15 protein-coding genes and 1 tRNA gene are annotated in these 21698 nt (G+C 43.2%); 7 read left to right on the top strand and 9 right to left on the bottom strand.

Annotated features, from left to right (window positions below):
- Positions 1 to 57 precede the first annotated feature (57 nt).
- Entirely contained in the window at positions 58 to 870 is an 813-nt protein-coding gene (locus IQ13_RS10250; RefSeq protein WP_144886285.1) for a hypothetical protein, read from the bottom strand.
- Positions 871 to 879: 9 nt separating this feature from the next.
- Complete coding sequence (gene gap, locus IQ13_RS10255; RefSeq protein ID WP_144886286.1) at positions 880 to 1890, bottom strand: type I glyceraldehyde-3-phosphate dehydrogenase; 1011 nt, start codon at positions 1888 to 1890, stop codon at positions 880 to 882.
- Positions 1891 to 2099: 209 nt separating this feature from the next.
- Between gap and IQ13_RS10260 the strand changes: the two genes are divergently transcribed.
- A tRNA-Glu gene (locus IQ13_RS10260) sits at positions 2100 to 2171 on the top strand.
- A gap of 134 nt (positions 2172 to 2305) precedes the next feature.
- Here IQ13_RS10260 and IQ13_RS10265 read toward each other — a convergent pair.
- The 3 genes from IQ13_RS10265 to IQ13_RS10275 all read right to left on the bottom strand — a co-directional run bounded on the left by IQ13_RS10265 (position 2306) and on the right by IQ13_RS10275 (position 5945).
- A complete protein-coding gene (locus tag IQ13_RS10265) occupies positions 2306 to 3703 on the bottom strand; it encodes an MBL fold metallo-hydrolase RNA specificity domain-containing protein (RefSeq protein ID WP_144886287.1) in 1398 nt (465 codons plus the stop codon).
- A 74-nt stretch (positions 3704 to 3777) separates the two neighbouring features.
- Positions 3778 to 4263, bottom strand: a complete 486-nt coding sequence (locus IQ13_RS10270; protein ID WP_144886288.1) for a DUF4442 domain-containing protein — start codon at positions 4261 to 4263, stop codon at positions 3778 to 3780.
- Between the two features lie 59 nt (positions 4264 to 4322).
- Positions 4323 to 5945: a C1 family peptidase gene (locus tag IQ13_RS10275; protein WP_144886289.1), complete on the bottom strand. Its 1623-nt coding sequence runs from the start codon at positions 5943 to 5945 to the stop codon at positions 4323 to 4325.
- Positions 5946 to 6042: 97 nt separating this feature from the next.
- Here IQ13_RS10275 and IQ13_RS10280 point away from each other — a divergent pair, with 97 nt between their 5' ends.
- Entirely contained in the window at positions 6043 to 6579 is a 537-nt protein-coding gene (locus IQ13_RS10280) for a hypothetical protein (RefSeq protein WP_199758235.1), read from the top strand.
- 1 nt (position 6580) lies between these two features.
- Here the strand turns inward: IQ13_RS10280 and IQ13_RS10285 are convergent, their stop codons facing one another.
- From IQ13_RS10285 to secA, 4 genes are all read right to left on the bottom strand, one after another.
- Positions 6581 to 7762: a M20 metallopeptidase family protein gene (locus tag IQ13_RS10285; protein ID WP_144886290.1), complete on the bottom strand. Its 1182-nt coding sequence runs from the start codon at positions 7760 to 7762 to the stop codon at positions 6581 to 6583.
- Positions 7763 to 7843: 81 nt separating this feature from the next.
- Positions 7844 to 8290, bottom strand: coding sequence for an SPOR domain-containing protein (locus tag IQ13_RS10290; protein ID WP_144886291.1), 447 nt, complete (start codon positions 8288 to 8290; stop codon positions 7844 to 7846).
- 1 nt (position 8291) lies between these two features.
- The gene (gene deoC / locus IQ13_RS10295; RefSeq protein ID WP_144886292.1) at positions 8292 to 8951 is read right to left on the bottom strand and encodes a deoxyribose-phosphate aldolase; all 660 of its coding nucleotides are present in this window, start codon (positions 8949 to 8951) and stop codon (positions 8292 to 8294) included.
- Between the two features lie 79 nt (positions 8952 to 9030).
- Positions 9031 to 12360: a preprotein translocase subunit SecA gene (gene secA, locus IQ13_RS10300; RefSeq protein ID WP_144886293.1), complete on the bottom strand. Its 3330-nt coding sequence runs from the start codon at positions 12358 to 12360 to the stop codon at positions 9031 to 9033.
- 410 nt (positions 12361 to 12770) lie between these two features.
- On the opposite strand from secA, the gene IQ13_RS10305 reads away from it, so the two are divergent.
- The 5 genes from IQ13_RS10305 (at position 12771) to IQ13_RS10325 (ending at position 21559) form a co-directional block, all read left to right on the top strand.
- The gene (locus tag IQ13_RS10305) at positions 12771 to 15617 is read left to right on the top strand and encodes an outer membrane beta-barrel protein (RefSeq protein WP_158637366.1); all 2847 of its coding nucleotides are present in this window, start codon (positions 12771 to 12773) and stop codon (positions 15615 to 15617) included.
- 206 nt (positions 15618 to 15823) lie between these two features.
- Positions 15824 to 16711 (top strand): ATP synthase F1 subunit gamma, encoded by an 888-nt coding sequence (gene atpG / locus IQ13_RS10310; RefSeq protein ID WP_144886295.1) that lies wholly within the window; start codon positions 15824 to 15826, stop codon positions 16709 to 16711.
- Positions 16712 to 16804: 93 nt separating this feature from the next.
- On the top strand, positions 16805 to 17713 hold the full coding sequence (gene scpB, locus IQ13_RS10315; protein WP_144886296.1) for an SMC-Scp complex subunit ScpB: 909 nt from the start codon (positions 16805 to 16807) through the stop codon (positions 17711 to 17713).
- 174 nt (positions 17714 to 17887) lie between these two features.
- Positions 17888 to 19093: a diaminopimelate decarboxylase gene (gene lysA / locus IQ13_RS10320; RefSeq protein WP_199758236.1), complete on the top strand. Its 1206-nt coding sequence runs from the start codon at positions 17888 to 17890 to the stop codon at positions 19091 to 19093.
- 114 nt (positions 19094 to 19207) lie between these two features.
- Entirely contained in the window at positions 19208 to 21559 is a 2352-nt protein-coding gene (locus tag IQ13_RS10325) for an NADP-dependent malic enzyme (protein ID WP_144886297.1), read from the top strand.
- Positions 21560 to 21698 lie beyond the last annotated feature (139 nt).

The raw sequence follows: 21698 nt of genomic DNA on the forward strand, positions 1-21698 counted from the left end.
TAATAGTTGAAAGCGGTTACGAAGTTATTATTTGCAGTAATATAATTGCAGCTAAAATCAGTTGATTGATGCCAGCAATTGTTCAACACAATTGATATTTCGCTCAACATCATTTTCGCCGGTAATTTTTACACGCATCAATCCTCCGCTGATGAGTTTATAGCCTTCTACAGCCTGTGCTTCATTGTAAAAACAATTATTCCAGGCGGTAAGCTCGTTGGCATACGCCATACTTACTTTATTGCCGTAAAACTTTATTGGCTGCGCATACCAGGTGCCGCCGGGGTTTTCGATATTGTTGTCTTTTGCATGCTGGTACAATGCCAACAAAAACTGCAGGTATGCACGAGTGCGTTGTTTTATTTGTGCAGGCGTTTCTTCTGTTGCCGGCTTTTTACGCCAGCTATGCATTGGAGCCGCATACGGATCGGACTTGGATGCATTGGTTACCGGCTGCACATTAACACGTTCGTCCGGATTGGCCTTATCAACAGGAAAAGTTGAATAAAAACTGAACTGTGTTTTGTTGTTCCCTTCCGATTGATCGATGAGGTAACGCTCCTTCGGTACATCCTGCTGTAAGCTATCCGGTTGAAGTACCAACAGCTTTTTACTGTTATCAAACGTCCAGTTGCCCTGTTCAAATAACAGATCGGCACAAAGTGTATACTTCCCCTCCGGATAAAAGCGAAGCATGTACACTCCGATCTTGTTTAACCCATCGTCTTTCTGCTTATCCAGCTTTACATACCACTCACAATTTTTAGGATCGGGAGGTAAAAACGACTCGGTTTTGGGACCGCTGTTGCACGCTAAGAATAAAAAAGGGATACTCCATAAGAAATATCCCTTTACAGTTTTTGTATTCACAAAGTTTAATTACTTGATGAGTTTAGCAAAATAGTGAAGTGTACGCACCAACTGGCTTACATAACTCATTTCGTTATCGTACCAGCTAACTACACGCACCAATTGTGTATCGCCTACAGTTTGTACTCTTGTTTGTGTTGCATCAAACAAAGAACCGTAGCTGATGCCAATGATATCGCTGCTCACAATTTCATCTTCGGTATAACCGAAACTTTCATTTGCTGCTGCTTTCATGGCTGCATTTACTTCTTCTGCCGTTACTTTCTTACCCAATACTGCAGTTACTTCAGTTAAAGAACCGGTAAGGGTTGGTACACGTTGTGCACTGCCATCCAGTTTACCTTTCAATGATGGTAATACCAAGCCGATTGCTTTTGCAGCACCTGTACTGTTAGGCACAATATTTTGTGCGGCTGCACGTGCACGACGCAGATCACCTTTTGGATGAGGAGCATCCTGTGTGTTCTGATCGTTGGTGTAAGCGTGGATGGTTGTCATTAAACCATTCACAATTTCAAATTTCTCTTCGAGCACCTGTGCCATTGGCGCCAGGCAGTTTGTAGTACAGCTTGCGCAGCTGATTACGGATTCGCTACCATCGAGAATATTGTGGTTTACGTTGAATACGATTGTTTTCAGATCGCCTGTTGCAGGAGCACTGATTACTACTTTTTTCGCACCGGCAGTAAGGTGAGCTTCTGCTTTAGCTTTATCGGTAAAGAAACCTGTACATTCCAGCACCACATCTACATCGTGTGAACCCCATGGAATTTGTGCAGGGTCTTTCTGAGCATAAATTTTTATTTCGTTGCCGTTAACAATAATGGAGTTCTCTGTACTTTTTACATCTTCTTCAAAACGGCCCTGTGCTGTATCGTACTTTAATAAGTGTGCCAATACTTTAGGTGAGGTAAGATCATTGATTGCCACTACATCGATGCCTTCCATTTTAAAAATCTGGCGATAAACCAGACGACCGATACGTCCGAACCCATTAATCGCAACTTTAACTGTGCTCATGAGATTTTAATTTAGTAGTTATAAAAATGCGGTGCGAAGGTAATGAGTTTACGAATTAAAGCCTGTTAGTTTTCAAACATAATCAAGGATGACTTCAGGCATCGGTTTGCATCTGTTTTTTCGTTATGGAAAAAAGTTTCAAGAAATATCTGAAAAATTGTTTGGGAGAAAAGATGCATGACCCTATCTTTGCACTCCCAAAAACAAATGCCGCGTTGGTCAAGGGGTTAAGACGCCTCCCTTTCACGGAGGAATCACGGGTTCGAATCCCGTACGTGGTACAAAGGCCTGGTTTAAAACCGGGCTTTTTCATTTTTCGGCACTTTCCGGTGATTTTCAACAATTTTTTCTATTTGCCGGATCAGGCTTTGGCTGACTTTCAAAACCCGACCCGGCAATTCTGTCAACTCTGTTTTTAGATACCAATCTCAAAATGCATTTCCGGAATTAGTACATCGGTAAATCCTTTGCGCATTAAACGTTGCTGAAATGCATGCTGCACATCGTACTCGCCATGCACGATAAATAATTTTTCTACCTGCTTCGGATCCTGGCAAGCCAGCCATTGGCTCATGTCTTCATAATCGCCATGGGCACTCATGCTGCGTATTTGCCCGATCTCTGCATGCACTTCCTTTTCCACCCCGAATATTCTTACCTCTTTTCGTCCGGCTAACAACTTGCCGCCCAACGATCTTGGTTCGCAATAGCCCGTAAGGAGAATGGTGTTGCGGCTGTTTTCAATGGCATTGTTGATGTGGTGTTTTACACGTCCCGCATCGGCCATACCACTTGCACTGATGACCACATACGGGCCGCTTTTGAAATTGAGGAGTTTTGACTCGTCGACTGTTTTCACAAACTTCAACCCCTTAAACCCAAATGGATCATTATCGGTTTGTAATACTTTTTGAATGCGCTTATTAAAATACTCCGGATAACTTTTTACGATCTGTGTTGCTTCCATACTCAGCGGACTATCGACATAATATTCCAGATCGGGCAGGCGACGCTCCAGTTCCAGCTGATTAAGATCGTACAACAGTTCCTGTGTTCGGCCAACGCTGAATGCAGGAACAATCAGTTTTCCTTTTTTCTGCAGACAGGCTTTTTCAATCCACTGCAATAACTGATCGGGAGTTGAAATGGCATTATCATGTAAACTGTTACCATAGGTTGATTCCATGATAATGATATCGGCTTGCGGAAACTCCTGCGGCGATTTTAAAATCACATCACGGTAACGGCCGATGTCACCCGAAAACGTAATGGCCTTTGTCTTGCCATTTTCTGTAACCCGTAAATGCACACAGGCACTGCCAATGATGTGCCCGGCATCGGTAAACATGGCTTCAATACCATCGGCTACTTTAAACCATTGCCCGTACTCATGCTGAACAAAACGATTGAGCGCTGCTTTTGCATCTTCAATGGTATACAACGGCTGCAGGTAAGGCATGTTCATGGCTGCACGGCGCTTGTTTTCGTACTTCACATCATCTTCCTGAATTTCTGCACTGTCTTCGAGCAACACTGCGGTTAAACTTGCAGTAGCATCGGTGCAATGTATTTCGCCTTTGTATCCATCCTTACACAACTTCGGAATTAGCCCACTATGATCAATATGTGCATGACTTAAAATCATGTAATCAATTTCTGCCGGATCGAAGCCCCAGTGCCTGTTCATAGCATCGGTATCTTTTCCCATACCCTGGAACAAACCACAATCGAGCAATAAGCGTTTACCGTTTACAGTTAGTATATGTTTGCTGCCTGTAACACAACGTGCAGCTCCGTGAAATGAAAGTTTCATAATAACCCCCTCCGCCCCCTGAAGGGGGAACTGTAACACTCCGCCCTTCAAAGAGATTTTTATTTTTAAAGTTTCTAATTCTTTGCTTTAAATGACCATGTAATATAAAATTCTGCAACAATCTCACCGGCTTTGTTTTGGCCGATTGATTTTGCTTTGATTGTTTTTGCTTCGCCTGTAGCAATTGCCTCGTCTACCAACCGTTCAAATTCCTTACCGGCCTCACAAACAAAGCTTGTAACATCGGTTGCTTTCTTAAAAAAATTTCCTTCGATTGATACCACCAGCATGGATACTGCAGGCTTTCGTCCGCTGATCTGCATTAAGCCCAATACACCCGTTGTCATTTCTGCAGCCATGGCCAAACAGGCAAAATAAGTTGAGCGAAAAGGGTTTTGCGAAAACCACTTGTACGGCACCGTTACCACGCATTGTTCTTCCGTAATTGATTGGATGCGTACGCCACTGAAAAAAGCTGCAGGCAGCTTGAGCAGCAGAAACAGTTTCCCTCTTAACGGATGTGTAAGTTGTTTAATAAACTGTGTTGCAGATTCTTTCATATGGCATTGCAGGTGAATCGCCCGCCTCACTAAAGATAAAGCGAACAGATGAGCATCTGTTACTTTGTTATTTCAACAATACAAGCTACTACATTATTGGCATCACCGTTCACATCAAAACGCATCGTTCCTTTTCCGGTTGATGAATAACGCACATTACGAATAAGCGATGAACCGAGTGCCCGGTTGAGCCTGCTGCCAAAATCGGCCGAAGGATCACTGCTGATCTGTTGATTAAGCTGATACCAATCGAGCTCCTTCTTACTCACCACTACTGCAATTACATCACGGTTGCCGATACTGTCAGGCGTCATGCTTTTATCTTTCGGAAACAAACGCACACCGGTAATACCACAGAACGGCGAATATTTTGTTTTGGTTGGATCATCGGTGCGTGGATAAGGAAACAACGTATAACTGGTTCCATCCACTTCTTTACCGAACACATACACATAACACTCGGTTGTGTTCTTCAGCTCCATTTTAAATTTATCGCCGGGACGAAGAGCTGTTGTTGTTTCAAAACGATTACCGCCCATATTGCGTAATGCAATGTAATCTCCGGCTACTGTCTTCTTTCCATCATATTGAACACTAACCAATCCTACTTCGCAAGCAAACTGTTGTACATCTTCGTTACCTGCATGCATCGGATTAACACCGTACGCTTCACGTACAAAATTTTGAAAATCGCCGTAACGTACCCAGGCAAAACCATTTACTCCCCATTCCTGTCCCCAACTGTTCATCAGTAAAAATGAACCACTGTATTTTTTATCATCATACCCCACCACGCACATTGCATGACCGCCAAAGCCCATCATGCTTCTGTCGCCGGGAGCAGGCACCCACAAGTCTTGACCCATCATGGGTTGCATAAAACTTTGTCCTACCATCATTCCAATAACAACCGGTGCACCTTGCGAAAGATTTTGTTTGATGGCCTGCAGATCAACTACATCATTCCGGTCGCCCAAACTCAAACGGTTAAATCCCCGCATACGATACTGCTGGGCCGTTTGTTGCAGATTATTGTTGGGCTGCGTTTGGCAATCCTGATCGTTGTATGGAAACTGATCGAAGGGAACATCGCCACGTTTGGTCATAAATTCCATGGCACGAATAATGTACGAACCCTGGCAACCATCGAGACCAATTTGATTGTACATGAACGAGGGAGAGAACGCAACTTCGTTTGGCTGTTTGCCTGTACGTGCAGCTTCTAAAATCGTATGCGCTGCAAATGCACTACTCCACGCCACACAACTTCCCTGCGAACCTTGATTCTGTGGTGTAGGACAAAAGCGTTGCAGGTTGGCAGATTCAGGCAACGGATTTTTTGTATCATCATCAGCAAGCGGTTCGTAGATCTCTGCTTTTTCAAATTGTTTCGGATCGAGAAATCCGCCAGTTGCAAGATTGGCAAGATCGCTTACATTGCAACCTCCACGACCCAATAAAAAGTAGGCGCCAAGAGCTACTACCAATAACAATATAATTCCTTTGCCACCACCTCCACCACCACGGCCAAACATACTCAGCAATAAAGGCAGCAGGTTGAGCAAACCACCGCCACCTCTTCCGCCGCCACCCGGGCCAACGGGAAAATTTCCACCACCTCCACCATCGTTGTTGTATTGTTCCTGTTGATCCTGCGGATCATCTGTCATGCGTATAGGCATTGTTCAGTGTTTTTATACTGATTAAATGTAATGTAAGTTTTTGAAGAACGGAACAGCATCTGCCCGTAATCAATCTTATCTTTCGAAAAAAAGAATCATGCGAAATATCATGGCGTTTGTATGTTGTTTTATAATAGCTGAAGCATCATTAACGGCTCAAACAAAAACAGATACTTTAGCTGTAGCAACAAAAGATGTAGAAACTGTTGATGCTATTATTGCGGCGTTGTATAACGTCATCAGCGGACCTGCAGGTGAAGTAAGAAACTGGAACCGCATGCGGAGTTTGTTTTTGCCCGAAGGAAAACTGGTAGCTACTGCAGTTCGACCAACAGGTGAAGTGGTGAAGCGTGTTTTAACTGTTGAAGAATATATTGCCGGTAATGGACCTATATTGGAGAAGAATGGATTTTTTGAAAAAGAAATTCTCCGCAAGCAGGAAGTGTACGGACATATTGCCCATTGCTTCAGCACGTATGAAGCAAGAAGAACTGCAACCGATGCTGAACCGTTTATGCGTGGCATCAACAGCATTCAATTGTATAACGATGGAAAACGTTGGTGGATCTTAACCGTGTTCTGGCAAACAGAGAATAAAGATTTGTTGATACCGAAGGAATATTTGAAACAATAAGCTACGGCTCCACCGTACTTCCCAACCAAGCCATCATCGCCATACCTGTTTCAATTGCATCCTCATCAATATTAAACGTTGGTGTGTGTACACCGCTGCTGATGCCTTTTTCTTTATTCATCACACCTAAGCGGAAGAAACAACCGGGTATTACCTGCGAGTAATAACCAAAATCTTCAGCACCCATACGCAACTCTGTTTCTTCTACATGTGTTGCACCCATTAATTCCGCAGCTTTTGTTTTTGCTTTTTCGTTGAGGGCTTCGTTGTTGTAAACAGTTGGATAACCAATATCAATATGCAGATCCAATTCACCACCCATACTTTCTACCAACAGTGTTGCATTGCGGCGAATCAACTCATGCGCTTCAAAACGCCATGCTTCATCCATTGCACGGAAGGTGCCCATGATCTTTACTTCGTTTGGAATAACATTGGTGGTGGTACCTGCATTAAATGCTGTGATGGATAATACTGAAGGATTATGCGGATTACGGTTGCGGCTGATGATCTGTTGTAAGCTTACCACCAGGTGCGATGCAATTAAAATAGGATCAACTGCTAAATGCGGTGCAGCTGCATGGCCGCCCTTACCCCTCACCGTTAGATATAATTCATCGGCACTGGCCATTACTTTTCCTCCACGGAAACTTAATTGACCCAACTGCAAACCGGGATGCACATGCAAGCCAAAAATGCATTGCGGCTTAGGATTCTCCAGCACACCTTCTTTGATCATGATACTCGCACCACCCGGATTTTTTTCTTCACCCGGTTGAAAGATGAGCTTCACTGTTCCTTCCCACTCTGCTTTTAATTCGTTGAGAATTTTTGCAGCGCCGAGCAAACAGGTGGTATGCACATCATGTCCGCAGGCATGCATTACACCATCTACTTTCGATTTATACGGCACATCATTTTCTTCCAGTATCGGCAGCGCATCCATATCGGCACGCAAGGCAATAACTTTAGAAGATGGATTCTTTCCCTCAATCAAACCAACCACACCTGTTTCGGCCATTACCGTAAATGGAATACCAAATGCTGTAAGTTTTTCCTGTACAAACTTTGATGTTTCAAATTCTTTATAGCTGAGCTCGGGATTTGCATGCAAATGCTGACGCACTGCAATAAATTCCTCTTTGTATTGTTTGGCGAGTTGCTGTATCTGATCTTTTAACATAGATGCGCAAAAATACAAAAACCTGCAACGCTGCAGGTTTTATTGAAAACTGTTCGCCTAAAAGGCAACAAACAAAATAACTTATTCCTGAATTTCTTCTTTCTCCGGAGGTGCTTTGTATTCAATATCGCTTGGGATGATGAAAACACCGGTTGGAAACATTTTTGCTAATTCTTTTTTCAGGTCATCTGCTTCGTTACGCTCAACAAAATTGCCGATGCGGAGTTTGAAATAAGGTGCCTGGTACAAAAGATAGGTTTTATGCTCGGGGTATTGCGCCAGCAATTTCGATTTTGCAGCCAAAGCCTGCGTACGGTCGGTGGTATTTAACACCTGTATGCGAAAACCTTTGGTGGGTCTTCTTGCATCGGCTGCCTTTTTATTGATCTCAGCTTTTTTCTTTGCAAGCAAATCAATACGGCTGTCTTTCACAACAAATACATTGTTGCTTACGGTATCGGTTATCATTTGTGCATAGGTTGCAGCACTAATGCTTACAAAAAGAAAAAGCAGGATAAACTTGTACATATTACTGGTTCAAACTTTCTTTTACAATGGCAACGCTGGCACTGCAACCCAACCTGTCGGCTCCTGCTTCCACCAATTGTTTGGCAAAAGCATAATTGCGGATACCACCCGATGCTTTGATTTTGATGTTAGACGGCAAATGCTTCCGCATCAGTTGCACCGCCTCTAAAGTAGCGCCTTTCTCGGCGTACCCGGTTGATGTTTTTACAAAATCTGCGCCAAGTTCTGCATATATTTCACAACAGCGGATGATCTCCTCATCGGTCAACACACCACTTTCAATAATAACCTTGATGTGCTTTTCCTTTTTATGCGCCATCGGTATCAGCACTTCGCCTTCGTGTTTAATAAAATTCCAGTCGCCGTTTTTAATGGCTGAAATATTGGCCACCATATCAATTTCATCCACACCATCAACTATCGAAAGTAATGTTTCTGTAACCTTTGCTTCAATAGCCGAATAACCAAACGGAAAACCGATCACTGTTGCTGTTTTTACACTCGTTCCACCCAGTAAGCCTTTGGCAAATTTGGTAAACGGCGGCGGTACGCAAACAGCTGCAAAATTGTAAAGTGTAGCTTCGGTACAAAGCTGTTCAATATCGCTTACCAAAGTGGTTGGCTTCAGAATAGTATGATCGATATAAGAAGCGATGTTCATGGGGCAAATGTATTTTTAAAATGAGTAGAAACAAAGAATGTAAAACAGCTAAAAAAACCTCCCGAAGGAGGTTTTAGTTTTATAAATCTTTACCGTGACATTGTTTGTATTTTTTACCACTTCCACAAGGACAAGGATCGTTACGGCCAATCTTCGGACCGGCAACAACAGGCTCCTGTTTTACATTCTCTGATGGATCGTAGTAATCCGGTGTTTCCATTAACTCGTTACCGGCACCTGCTGCAACCATATCTTCTTTGCGCTGACGCAACTTACTCATATCGGTTTTTTGCTCACGGCCTTCACGAATTTGTCCGGCATTGTTTTCTTCAACAGGTAAACCAGCATGTGCAAGGAAAGAAACAATGTTCTTATTGATCTCGCTGTTCAACTGTTCAAACAATGTGTATGCTTCCACTTTGTAAATCACCAACGGATCTTTCTGTTCGTAGGTAGCATTTTGTACCGATGTACGCAGATCGTCCATTGCACGTAAGTGCTCTTTCCATGCTTCATCAATAAAGGCGAGTGTAGCAGTACGCTCCAACGCACTTACAAGTTCAGTTGCTTTACTGTCGATGGTTTTGTTCATTGATGCAAGCACCTGTAAACCACGTTTACCATCGCTGAACGGTACAAACACATTTTCAATATGTGCACCCTGTGTTACCTTAATATTCTGGAACACCGGCAAGGCATCTTTTTTCAACACATCGCATTTACGCAGGTAAGCAGTTTTTGCTTCTACATACAATGCTTCTGCCAGTGCATTGTTATCCGATTTATCGAGTTGTTCTGCCGTAATGGTTGTATCAATACCGAAGTTGATGATAGCAGCCATTTTAAATCCTTCATGATCGTTCTGCTCTTTAAACGAAGCAACCAATCCTTCAGCAACAGCATAAAATGCATTATCAATATCCAGCGCTAAACGTTCGCCGCTTAATGCGTGGTTACGACGGGTGTAAATAGCTGAACGTTGTTTGTTCATTACATCATCGTACTCGAGCAAACGCTTACGGATACCGAAGTTGTTCTCTTCTACTTTCTTTTGTGCACGCTCAATTGATTTGGTGATCATGCTGTGCTGGATCACTTCACCTTCTTTGTAGCCAAGTTTATCCATCATGCCGGCAATACGATCACTACCGAACATACGCATCAGATCATCTTCAAGCGATACATAGAATTGTGATGAACCGGGATCGCCCTGGCGACCGGCACGACCACGCAACTGGCGATCGACACGACGGCTATCGTGACGCTCTGTACCAAGAATAGCCAAACCACCTGCTTCTTTTACACCTGCGCCCAGTTTAATATCGGTACCACGACCGGCCATGTTGGTAGCAATGGTTACTGCACTTGGCAAACCTGCTTCGGCAACAACCTGTGCTTCCTTAGCGTGTTGTTTTGCGTTCAATACATTGTGCGGAATCTTTTTCACCTGCAGCATCTTGCTCAGCAACTCACTCACCTCTACCGATGTTGTACCCACCAGTACCGGACGACCGGCTGCACGCATCACTTCAATTTCTTCAATAACTGCTTTGTATTTTTCACGCTTGGTTTTGTATACGAGATCCTGCTTATCATCACGAACCATTTTCAGGTTGGTAGGAATTTGTACCACATCTAATTTGTAGATATCCCAAAACTCACCTGCTTCTGTTTCGGCAGTACCCGTCATACCACAAAGCTTGTGATACATACGGAAGTAGTTTTGCAACGTGATGGTAGCGTAGGTTTGTGTTGCTGCTTCGATGTGTACGTTTTCTTTCGCTTCAATTGCCTGGTGTAAACCATCGCTGTAACGACGACCATCGAGGATACGACCTGTTTGTTCATCTACAATTTTTACCTGGCCATCCAACACCACATACTCCACATCTTTTTCAAACAAGGTATATGCTTTCAGCATTTGCAGTACAGTATGAATACGATCTGCTTTTGCTGAATATTCGCTGAGTAATGATTCTTTCTGATGTAATTTTTCTTCGGCAGCAGCTGCACTTCTTTCAATTGCAGCTAATGCTGTACTGATGTCGGGCAACACAAAGAAAGTAGGATCTTCATTTTCCTTGGTGAGCATGGCCAAACCTTTATCAGTCAGCTCAACAGAATTGCTCTTTTCATCAATATGGAAAAGCAAACCTTCATCCACCTTCGGCATTTCTTTTTGCTGATCGGCGAGGTAATAGTTTTCTGCTTTCTGCAGTTTTACTTTAATGCCGGGCTCACTTAAATATTTAATTAACGGACCGTACTTTGGTAAACCTCTCCATGCACGCATTAACGCAAGGCCACCGCTTTTCGGATCGTCGTCGCCTTCTGCAATTGCTTTCTTCGCATCGTTCAAATATTGTTGCGCCAAACGTTTCTGTGCTTCCACCAGTTTTTCAATACGTGGACGCATGTTGTGGAACTGCTGCTCGTTGCTGCCTGTACCAACAGGACCGGCAATGATCAATGGTGTACGGGCTTCGTCAATTAAAATACTATCTACCTCATCCACCATCGCAAAGTGCAGTTTGCGTTGCACTTTTTCTGCTGAGTTCACCACCATGTTATCACGCAGGTAATCGAAACCAAATTCGTTGTTGGTTCCGTAAACAATATCTGCTAAATAGGCTTTACGGCGCTCTTCGCTGTTGGGTTGATGTTTATCAATACAATCAACAGTTAAGCCTAAGAACTCAAACAAGGTTCCGTTCCATTCACTATCACGACGGGCCAGGTAATCGTTCACGGTTACAAGGTGTACACCTTCGCCTGCAAGGGCGTTGAGGTAAGCAGGTAAAGTAGATACAAGCGTTTTACCTTCACCGGTTGCCATTTCGGCAATTTTACCTTGGTGCAGTACACTACCACCAATCAACTGCACATCGTAATGCACCATGTTCCAGGTAACCAGTCCACCTGCAGCCATCCACGATTTTTTATAGAATACCTGGTCGCCTTCGATACGCATGTGCGGACGTTTGATCACCAGGTCACGATCGAGTTGTGTTGCTGTTGCCTGCAGTTCTTCATTGTTGGTGAAACGGCGGGCAGCTTCTTTTACCACAGCAAATGCTTCGGGGTGAATCTCCTCCAGGATTTCTTCAATCTTTTTATCACGCTCTTTTTTCAGCTTATCAATTTGCTGGTAAGCTTCATCTTTCTGCTGAATCTGGTCTTCCGTTAACGCATCCGCTTCGCTGGTACGGTTGGCAATTTCTTCGTCAATTGCTGCCAGGTGCGCTTTAATACGCTCACGAAACTCCTGTGTTTTATTTCTGAGCTGATCGTTACTTAAGCTTTGGTATTGCTGAAAAAACTGGTTGGCCTTTTCAACGATAGGAGTAAGTTTCTGTACATCCTTTTCACTTTTACTGCCTCCGAAGAGTTTCGATAGGAATCCTAACATGAGAATATATTAATGAGTCAATTTATTGGTTAAAGTTTTTGTTCAGTCAAATACAGTGCAAGGTTTTACTTAAAGCCAATTTGACAGAAATACCCCTTTTACAGAGGCTGACAAAGGTAATGATTAAGTAGTGAGAGATACCTGCCCTTGTTTCTTTTTTGCAAAGCAAGTTTCGGGAATACAGCTGCCCGAACTGATTGCCCGTTAATACTTTAACAGAATTGAAAGACAGGCAACAGCTTTTTACCCTCCTGTACGGATAGACATTGGCCACTGAAGGGATAGATTTGCCTTTCATCCATAATATAAGGGGCTATGCAAGTTTTAGAAGAGCATATCGTCTATATTTTAACAATTTGCATTTTCACTTTAAAACGAAAATGTTCGTATTTCGCATCTCAAACATGTTTATGAAGAATCTATTACTCATTATCCTTATCGTTCTTGCTTCCGTACCAGCATTTGCACAAACCACCGGCATAAGCGGAAAAGTGACCGACTCTACCGGCTCGAAAGGCTTGGAAAAAGCAACGGTTAAACTGGTAGAAAAAGATTTACCCAAAGACACTTTACGCACCATCACCAATGCAAAAGGCGAATTCAGCTTTACAAAAATTCCTGCATCGGCTTATTCAATTATCATCAGCTACTCGGGCTATAAACCCATGGTGAAGGAGTTTTTTAAACCTTCTGCCGGCGTATCGAATATTGATCTTGGTGAGTTAGTACTTACCAATACCTACCTCGATCTGGCTGAAATTGTAATTGAAGCCCCTGCTGTAACTATGAAAGAAGATACAGTGGAATATCGTGCAGGTGCCTTTCAAACCAAACCCAATGCAACAACTGAAGAGTTATTGAAGAAATTACCGGGTGTACAGGTAGACCGCCAGGGCAATATTACTGCACATGGCAAACAGGTTACACGGGTAAAAGTAAATGGCAAGGATTTCTTTAACGGTGATCCGAAAACTGCTACACAGGAAATTCCTGCCGATATGATTGATAAAGTACAGGTGGTAGATGACTACGGCGATCAATCGAACGCATCGGGTATTCGTGATGGCGAGCCTGAAAAAGTAATTAACCTGCAGCTGAAAAAAGATAAAAACAAAGGTGTTTTCGGAAGGGCAATGGTAGGCTATGGTACCGACGACCGTTATATTGGCGCTGTTGCTTTGAACCGTTTCAATAACAGCAAACAGCTTTCGCTTATCATCAACAGCAATAACAACAACACCTCAACTTTCCGTGCCAACGATGGTGGTGGCGGAGGAGGCGGTGGCGGTATGCAGTTTGGCGGCGGTGGTAACCAAGGCGGTGGCGGCGGCAACCAAAACGGTATTACCAAACTCAACTCCATCGGGCTTAACTTCCGTACCGACTTTGGAAAGCGTAACTCATTTTACGGCAGCTATACCTATACCGACAGAAATACATTTACTGAGTCGTATACATCCAAAGAACAGCTTTCGTTTCCGCTGCTTACAAACACAAACCAGTTTTCGACCAATAAAAACGGTACACACCGTGTTTTTGCCAACCTTGAATACTGGATCGATTCATTCAACTACATTAAGTTAAACCCTAATTTTTCTTACACAGACGGGAACAATGTTTCTACCAATTTCTCGGATTACTTCAGTTCTAAGCTGCAGACAAGAGCCGACAGTAACCAAACAGCGGTGCTTTCAAAACGCCCCGATTTCAGCACATCATTGCTGTATAATCACCGGTTTAAAAAGAGAGGCAGGAACTTTTCGTTTAACGGCCAGCTTACATTATCGGGTAGCGAATCCGATCAGCTGAGAGAAAACTATACCCACTTTTACGACAATAACGGCAACTTCTTCAGAGACTCGCTGCAATTCCGGAACACCATCCAGAACAACCGTAACAGCGGCTTTAATGGCAGACTTACCTATACAGAGCCGATACGTGTAAACCGTTTCCTTGACCTCAGTTATAACTACAACCGCAGTTTTTCTGGCAATAATAAACGGGTGCTTACAAAAGATCCTTTAACCGGAAACGATTATGCTTTTGTTGATTACCTGAGTAATAATTACGAAACCGATTTCAACTACAACCGTATCAGCGCAGCTGTAAGAACGGTAATGAAGAAATATAATTACAGCATTGGTATTATGGTACAGCCGGTAATTTTAAACGGCTACAGCATTACAAAAGACAGTGCTTATAAACCCATCACCAATTTCAACTGGTTCCCTGTTGCACGTTTCCAGTATAATTTCTCACGCTCAAAAACATTCAACTTTAACTACAACGGTAGTGCAAGACAACCCAGCTTCGACCAGTTACAACCTGTACTGGAAGAAAGCAGCCAGTTGAATAAATCGAGTGGTAATCCTTTCCTGAAACCATCAACAAGTCATGTATTCAATACAACTTTCAACAATTTCAATTTTGGCTCGGGTAAGATTTTCCTTGTAAATGCTTCATTCAATTTTGTTGACAACCAGATTGTAAACAAGGTTACCAACTTTAAAGACAGTGCCAACAGGTTTACAGGTGCTACTTTCAGTCAGCCGGTAAATGTTGATGGTTACTACAATGCCAACATGTTTATCAACTATGGCCGTCCGTTTAAAAACCGTAAGTATGTACTGGGTTTAAGAAGTATGTTGAACTATAACAACAACGTAAGCCTTTCAAACAATGTTACGAAAACACGTACCGATAGTATTGTTGGACCGGATATTAAAAACATGGCCCGTAACTGGATATGGAGCCCTGGTGTAGATTTTGAATACAATCTTCCCTGGCTTGAACTGCGTACTGGTGCAAGCTACAACCTGAACTATACGGATAACACCAACAACAAAAACATCAGCCGACTTCACACCATCACCTTAAGCAACGACGGACGTATTGACTTTGGTGCAGGCTTTATTCTCCGTTGGGATTTCGACTACTTTATCTACGAAGGGTTGACTTCTTCCTTACAAAAAAACATCGCCATGCTGAATGCTTCGTTTGAAAAAGAGGTGTTTAAAAAGAAGAATGGTATTATTAAACTGGCAGGCTTCGATATCTTCAAACAAAATACAAGCATCAGCCGTACGCAAACAGATCAGTTTATTACCGATAACCGCACCAACCGTTTAACGCAGTACTTCATGTTAAGCTTCACCTATCGTTTTAATAAATTCAGCGGTACACAGGGTGGCCAGCAAAACAACAATTTCCGCCGTGCGGAAGGTCGTAACATGATGATGATGCAGAACAACGACTAACACAAACCGTAATAACAAAAAGCAGCTCTCCGGGGCTGCTTTTTTTGTTTTCAGCAAGTCCCTATTAAAAGGGGCTGCAGCCTCCGGTTACGGCAGTCATGGAGGCTGGCTTTTCCCCGAATCCCGCTTTTCCACAATTTCGGCTTTCGCTTGGGGATGTAAGCCTGTTTCCTTTACCTTTGCGGCCTGAAAATAAACGTGTAACCATGCCCGGACAATTAAAAGAGGTACGTAACAGGATCAAAAGTGTACAAAGTACGCAGCAAATCACCAAGGCAATGAAAATGGTGAGTGCGGCTAAACTGCGTAAAGCACAGGATGCCATCATCCAGATGCGCCCTTATGCTCAAAAACTGCAGGATATGCTCAGCAATATTGTGAGCAACAGCGATGGTAGTGTGAGTATGAAACTGGCTACCGAGCGTCCGGTAAACAAAGTATTAATTATCCTTGTTACCAGCGACCGTGGTTTATGTGGTGGTTACAACGCCAACCTCGTTAAACTTGCCCGCCAGGTTATTAACGAACAATATGCCGAGCAAAACAGCAAAGGCAATGTGGAAATATGGGGTATTGGTAAAAAAGGTTACGAAGCAATGCAACGTACCGGCTACAAAGCAAACGATACCTTTAAAGATCTGTTCCTGCAGCTTTCGTTCGAAAACGTACAAAAAGCATCTGCAGCAGCAATGGAAGCTTTTTCAAAAGGCGAATTCGATGTAGTTGAACTGGTATACAGCCAGTTTAAAAATGCAGCTACACAGCAATTTAAAACAGAGCGCTTCCTCCCTATTCCGAAAGTGGAAAATAAAGGTGCGGCTGTAAAAACAAAGTCCGACTTCATTTTCGAGCCCGGTAAAGAAGAACTCATTACCGAATTAATGCCGAAAATCCTCAATACACAATTATTTAAAGCTGTATTGGATGCCAATGCTTCTGAGCATGGCGCCCGTATGACGGCGATGGATAAAGCAAGCGATAACGCCAACGAACTGTTGCGTTCGCTCCGCATCAGCTACAACCGTGCACGCCAGGCAGCAATTACGACCGAACTTACCGAGATCGTTAGTGGTGCAGCAGCATTAAATGGATAAGCTTATTTCCGCCGAAAAAACAGGCAATTACGTAAGATTGGAGGATTTCACTTAATTTTCAAATTCTCCAATTTTCAAATTTTCAAATTACGAATGGAATTAAGTGTTATCATCCCGCATATTGAAGCGCTGATTTTTGCAGCTGAACGCCCGTTGACTACATTAGAACTGTGCGATCTGGTGAATAATGCCCTGGGCTTTATTGAAGATCGGGCAAGTCTTGACCAGACGGAAGCGGCAATCGCAGCCATCAAAGAAAAATATGCAGCCGAGTTTTATCCGTTCGAAGTACGTGAAAGCGGCGGCGGCTGGCAGTTCCTCACCAAAAAGGAATACCATAAAACAGTTGCACAAATCAATGGCGATAAATTCCTGAAACGTCTGAGTACTGCTGCACTGGAAACACTTTCCATTATTGCCTACAAACAACCGATTACCAAAGGTGAAATGGAGGCCATTCGTGGTGTAAACTGCGATTATGCTGTACAGAAATTATTAGAGAAAGAACTCATTGTTATACTCGGACGTAACGAGAAACTGCCCGGTCACCCATTGGTGTACGGCACTTCCCGTTCGTTTATGGATTACTTCGGTATCAACTCCCCCGAAGATCTGCCCAAGATCAAAGAAGTGATTTCAACCGACATCATTGACCCGACTGCAGTGCAAAGCGATACCTTGCATGTTGCAGGCGAAGAAGCACTGGAATTGGAAACAGGTGAAACTTTGATTGTAACAGAAGATGGTGAGTTGTTAGAACAATCGGTTACAGAAGAGACCAGTGCAGAAGAAGTAGTTATTGAAGTGAAAGAAACAATTGAAGAAACTGTTACAGACGAATCAGCTGCAGAGGAAGAAATTGTTGATGTAGTAGCAGAAGAAGAAATGTCGGGAGAAGCTGAAGAGGAAGAGACAACTGAGGAAACAGAAGCTGCAGAAGAGCAGGCAGAAGAAGAAGGCAACGACGATGATCAATCGAACGAAGAAGAAACAAAAGCATAAATAAAACCCCGACCGAGACGTCGGGGTTTTTCTTTTACAAAATAGCTTACAGATGATCGTTTCACAATGGATTCAGGCCGCTGATACTCCTCTACAAATCTTCAGGAAAGATCAAGCGGCCAAACTTAACAAGAATCTGTTTTTAAACTAATTTCGCAGCCAGCAAAATTTACAATGACGACTACAATACCCACCAACCAACTCTTAGAAATTGCAGCAACTTACGGCACGCCTGTTTATGTGTATGATGCCAACAAAATAAAAACGCAATACGAAAAACTGGTAAACGGTTTTTCTATTTTAGATACACGTATTTTTTATGCCTGTAAAGCATTAACCAACCTGCATGTGATCAAATACATCAACAGCCTTGGTTGTAATATCGATTGCAGCAGCATTAACGAAGTAAAGCTGGCCTTGCATGCAGGTGTTGCGCCGGAAAATGTTTTGTACACCAGCAACGGTATTTCGTTTGCAGAAATTGAAGAAGCAGTTGCTGCAGGTGTACACATCAACATCGACAGTTTATCGAACCTGGAAAAGTTTGGAAAGAAATACGGCCACAGTTATCCGGTGGGCATCCGTCTTCGCCCCAACATCATGGCAGGTGGTAACTTAAAAATTTCTACCGGTCATGATAAAAGCAAGTTTGGAATACCGGTGGAGCAGATCAGCGAACTGGAGCAGATTGTAAAAGACAACAACATCTTCATCCGTACGCTGCACATCCACACCGGCAGCGACATAAAAGATGCGGAAGTTTTTGTAAAGGGCATTGAAGTGTTGTTTGAATTGTTTCCTCATTTTCCAGAGTTGGAAGTAATTGATCTCGGTGGTGGTTTTAAAGTGCCTTATAAAGAAGACGAAAAGGAAACCAATATTGCCGCCCTTGCACAAAAACTGAAACAGGCATTTGCCGATCATCCGTTGGCAAATGGAAAAGAATTACAAGTGTGGTTTGAGCCGGGAAAGTTTTTAGTAAGTGAGTGCGGTTATTTATTAGCCGAAGTAAATGTGCTCAAACAAAATGCAGATGTCATCATTGCCGGCATCAACACCGGATTAAATCATCTCATTCGCCCCATGATGTACGATGCGTATCATTACATCAGCAACTTAAGTAATCCCAACGGTGAAGAAAAGAAACACATGATCACCGGCTATATCTGCGAAACCGATACGTTTGCCAGCGACCGCATGTTGCCCGAAATAAAAGAAGGCGATATCCTCTGCATCCACAACGCAGGTGCGTATGGTTACGAAATGGCCAGCAATTACAACTCACGCTACCGCCCAGCCGAAGTATTGGTGAAAGACGGCGAGGCAATCCTCATCCGCAAAAGAGAAAGCTTTGAGGATCTGCTGAAGAATATCATTTAACTCCCGATTACATTATAACAAGAACGAAAAGTGGTCCCAAAATCCACTTTTCATTCTTTTCGTACCTTGCCGCCCTGTTTAGATTGTTAACGATTGATTGCATAATTGAAACGTATGAATAAAGAACAATTGCGCCGGCAGCAGGCATTGGAGTATCATGCCAAAGGCCGTCCCGGTAAAATCGAAGTCATTCCCACAAAAGAAGCAAAAACCCAGCGTGATCTTTCATTGGCTTATTCGCCCGGTGTGGCCGAGCCTTGTATGGAAATTTTCCGCAACCCTGAAGATGTGTACAAATACACAGCAAAAGGAAATCTTGTAGCCGTTATCAGTAATGGTACAGCGGTACTCGGTTTGGGTGATATTGGTCCCGAAGCTGGTAAACCTGTAATGGAAGGCAAGGGCGTACTCTTCAAAATTTTCGCAGACATTGATGTGTTCGATATCGAGATCAATGAAAAAGACCCGGAGAAATTTGTGGAGATCGTAAAAGCGCTGGAACCAACATTCGGCGGTATCAATCTCGAAGACATTAAAGCGCCTGAATGTTTTTACATTGAAAAGCGTTTGAAAGAAGAGATGAAAATTCCGCTGATGCACGACGATCAGCATGGCACCGCCATCATCAGCGCTGCTGCCCTCATCAATGCATTGGAATTACAGAAAAAGAAAATCGATAAAGTACAGATTGTGGTGAATGGTGCAGGTGCTGCAGCTATTTCCTGCATCAGACTGTATGTTGCATTGGGTGCAAAAAAAGAAAACATTAAAGTATTCGATAGTAAAGGTCTTATCCAGGACGAACGAACCGACCTCGACGATCAGAAAAAAGAATTTGTGATCAAGAGTAAACCGATGACATTGGAAGAAGGCATGAAAAATGCCGATGTGTTTATTGGGTTAAGCAAAGGCAATGTGGTGTCGAAAGAAATGGTGAAGAGTATGGCCAAGAACCCCATTGTATTTGCTATGGCCAACCCCGATCCGGAAATTTCATACGATGATGCATTGGATGCACGCAAGGATGTGATCATGGGTACAGGTCGCAGCGACTATCCGAACCAGATCAACAATGTACTGGGCTTCCCTTACATTTTCCGTGGTGCATTGGATGTGCGTGCAACCAAGATCAACGAAGAAATGAAACTGGCTGCAGTAAAAGCATTGGCCGAGTTAACAAAAACAGTAGTGCCCGATATTGTAAACATGGCGTACAACGAAAAAAATATTTCGTTTGGCCCTACTTACATTATTCCCAAACCACTTGATCCACGTTTACTAAGTTATGTGGCACCTGCAGTAGCCAAAGCAGCCATTGAAAGTGGTGTTGCGCAACATGTAATTACCGATTGGGAAGCATACGAAGATCAACTCAACAAACGCCTTGGTATCGATAACCAGTTGTTACGTGCCATTGGCAGCAAAGCACGCAAAGATCCACGCCGTGTGGTGTTTGCCGATGCAGAAAATGTAAAAGTGTTGAAGGCTGCACAAATGGCTTTCGAAGAAGGTGTAGCTTACCCGATTTTATTGGGCGATGTAAACAACATCAAAGACATGGCCGAAGTAAATGGTATTGATCTGGATGGTATTCCTGTACTCGATCCAAAAAGTAAAGATGCTGAAACAGAAGCGATGCGTCAGAAATTTGGCGAACTGTTTTTCCAGAAACGTCAACGTAAAGGGTTAAACCGTTACGAAGCGGTGAAAGCCATGAAAGAACGTACACACTTTGGTTGTATGATGGTGGAAACAGGTGAAGCAGATGCGTTGATCAGTGGTTTGAGCCGTAAGTATGCCGACACGATCCGTCCTGCTTTGCAGATCATCGGAAAAGATGAAAATGCAGGTAAGATTGCCGGTATGTATATTATGTTGACCAAACGTGGACCGTTGTTTCTTGCCGATGCAACGGTAAACTTTAACCCCAAAGCAGAAGAGCTCGCCGATATTACACAGCTTGTTGCAAAAGAAGTACGGGCATTTGGTATTACTCCACGTGTAGCCATGCTCAGCTACTCCAACTTTGGCAGCAGCGACAGCCCTGAAGCAAGGATGGTGGCGAAGGCAAGAGATATTGTAAAGCAGCGTGAACCAAATCTTGTTTGCGATGGCGATATTCAGCCGCTGGTAGCTTTCAATAAAGAAATTTTGAAAGAGAATTATCCGTTCAGCGAACTGGTAAACGGTGAGCCGAACGTCCTCATCTTCCCCAACCTTGCCAGCAGCAATATTGCGTACAACCTGTTGCAGGAAGTAGGTGATGCCGATGCCATCGGACCAATCTTATTAGGTTTGAAAAAGTCGGTACATATTCTGCAGTTAGGCAGTTCGGTGCGTTCTATTTTTAACATGGTGCTTATTTCTGTTATTGATGCGCAGATGAAAGGCAGAACGGATGTTGATGAAGCTATTATTAAATCGCCATGGTGGAAACGCTTTCGTAAAGTAAGTCACGATATGTAATAATCGACGACAGATTACAGACAACGGACCACAGCAGATTATGCTGATTAATCGTTACCAGATTAGTTTCATATTTTGCTGTGGTCTTTTTTATATTGCCCGTCAGCTACATCAATTACAGATCATCATTTTTAATTGT

It is taken from the genome of Lacibacter cauensis (assembly GCF_007830055.1).
Classification (GTDB): Bacteria; Bacteroidota; Bacteroidia; order Chitinophagales; family Chitinophagaceae; genus Lacibacter; species Lacibacter cauensis.

Excerpts from the sequence above, each read along its gene's own strand:
- IQ13_RS10285 (WP_144886290.1), bottom strand. The coding sequence starts at position 7,762 with ATGTTAAAAGATCAGATACAGCAACTCGCCAAACAATACAAAGAGGAA.
- IQ13_RS10325 (WP_144886297.1), top strand. The coding sequence starts at position 19,208 with ATGAATAAAGAACAATTGCGCCGGCAGCAGGCATTGGAGTATCATGCC.
- gap (WP_144886286.1), bottom strand. The coding sequence starts at position 1,890 with ATGAGCACAGTTAAAGTTGCGATTAATGGGTTCGGACGTATCGGTCGT.
- IQ13_RS10305 (WP_158637366.1), top strand. The coding sequence starts at position 12,771 with ATGAAGAATCTATTACTCATTATCCTTATCGTTCTTGCTTCCGTACCA.
- IQ13_RS10280 (WP_199758235.1), top strand. The coding sequence starts at position 6,043 with ATGCGAAATATCATGGCGTTTGTATGTTGTTTTATAATAGCTGAAGCA.
- IQ13_RS10270 (WP_144886288.1), bottom strand. The coding sequence starts at position 4,263 with ATGAAAGAATCTGCAACACAGTTTATTAAACAACTTACACATCCGTTA.
- IQ13_RS10265 (WP_144886287.1), bottom strand. The coding sequence starts at position 3,703 with ATGAAACTTTCATTTCACGGAGCTGCACGTTGTGTTACAGGCAGCAAA.
- scpB (WP_144886296.1), top strand. The coding sequence starts at position 16,805 with ATGGAATTAAGTGTTATCATCCCGCATATTGAAGCGCTGATTTTTGCA.
- atpG (WP_144886295.1), top strand. The coding sequence starts at position 15,824 with ATGCCCGGACAATTAAAAGAGGTACGTAACAGGATCAAAAGTGTACAA.
- deoC (WP_144886292.1), bottom strand. The coding sequence starts at position 8,951 with ATGAACATCGCTTCTTATATCGATCATACTATTCTGAAGCCAACCACT.
- lysA (WP_199758236.1), top strand. The coding sequence starts at position 17,888 with ATGACGACTACAATACCCACCAACCAACTCTTAGAAATTGCAGCAACT.
- IQ13_RS10290 (WP_144886291.1), bottom strand. The coding sequence starts at position 8,290 with ATGTACAAGTTTATCCTGCTTTTTCTTTTTGTAAGCATTAGTGCTGCA.
- secA (WP_144886293.1), bottom strand. The coding sequence starts at position 12,360 with ATGTTAGGATTCCTATCGAAACTCTTCGGAGGCAGTAAAAGTGAAAAG.
- IQ13_RS10275 (WP_144886289.1), bottom strand. The coding sequence starts at position 5,945 with ATGCCTATACGCATGACAGATGATCCGCAGGATCAACAGGAACAATAC.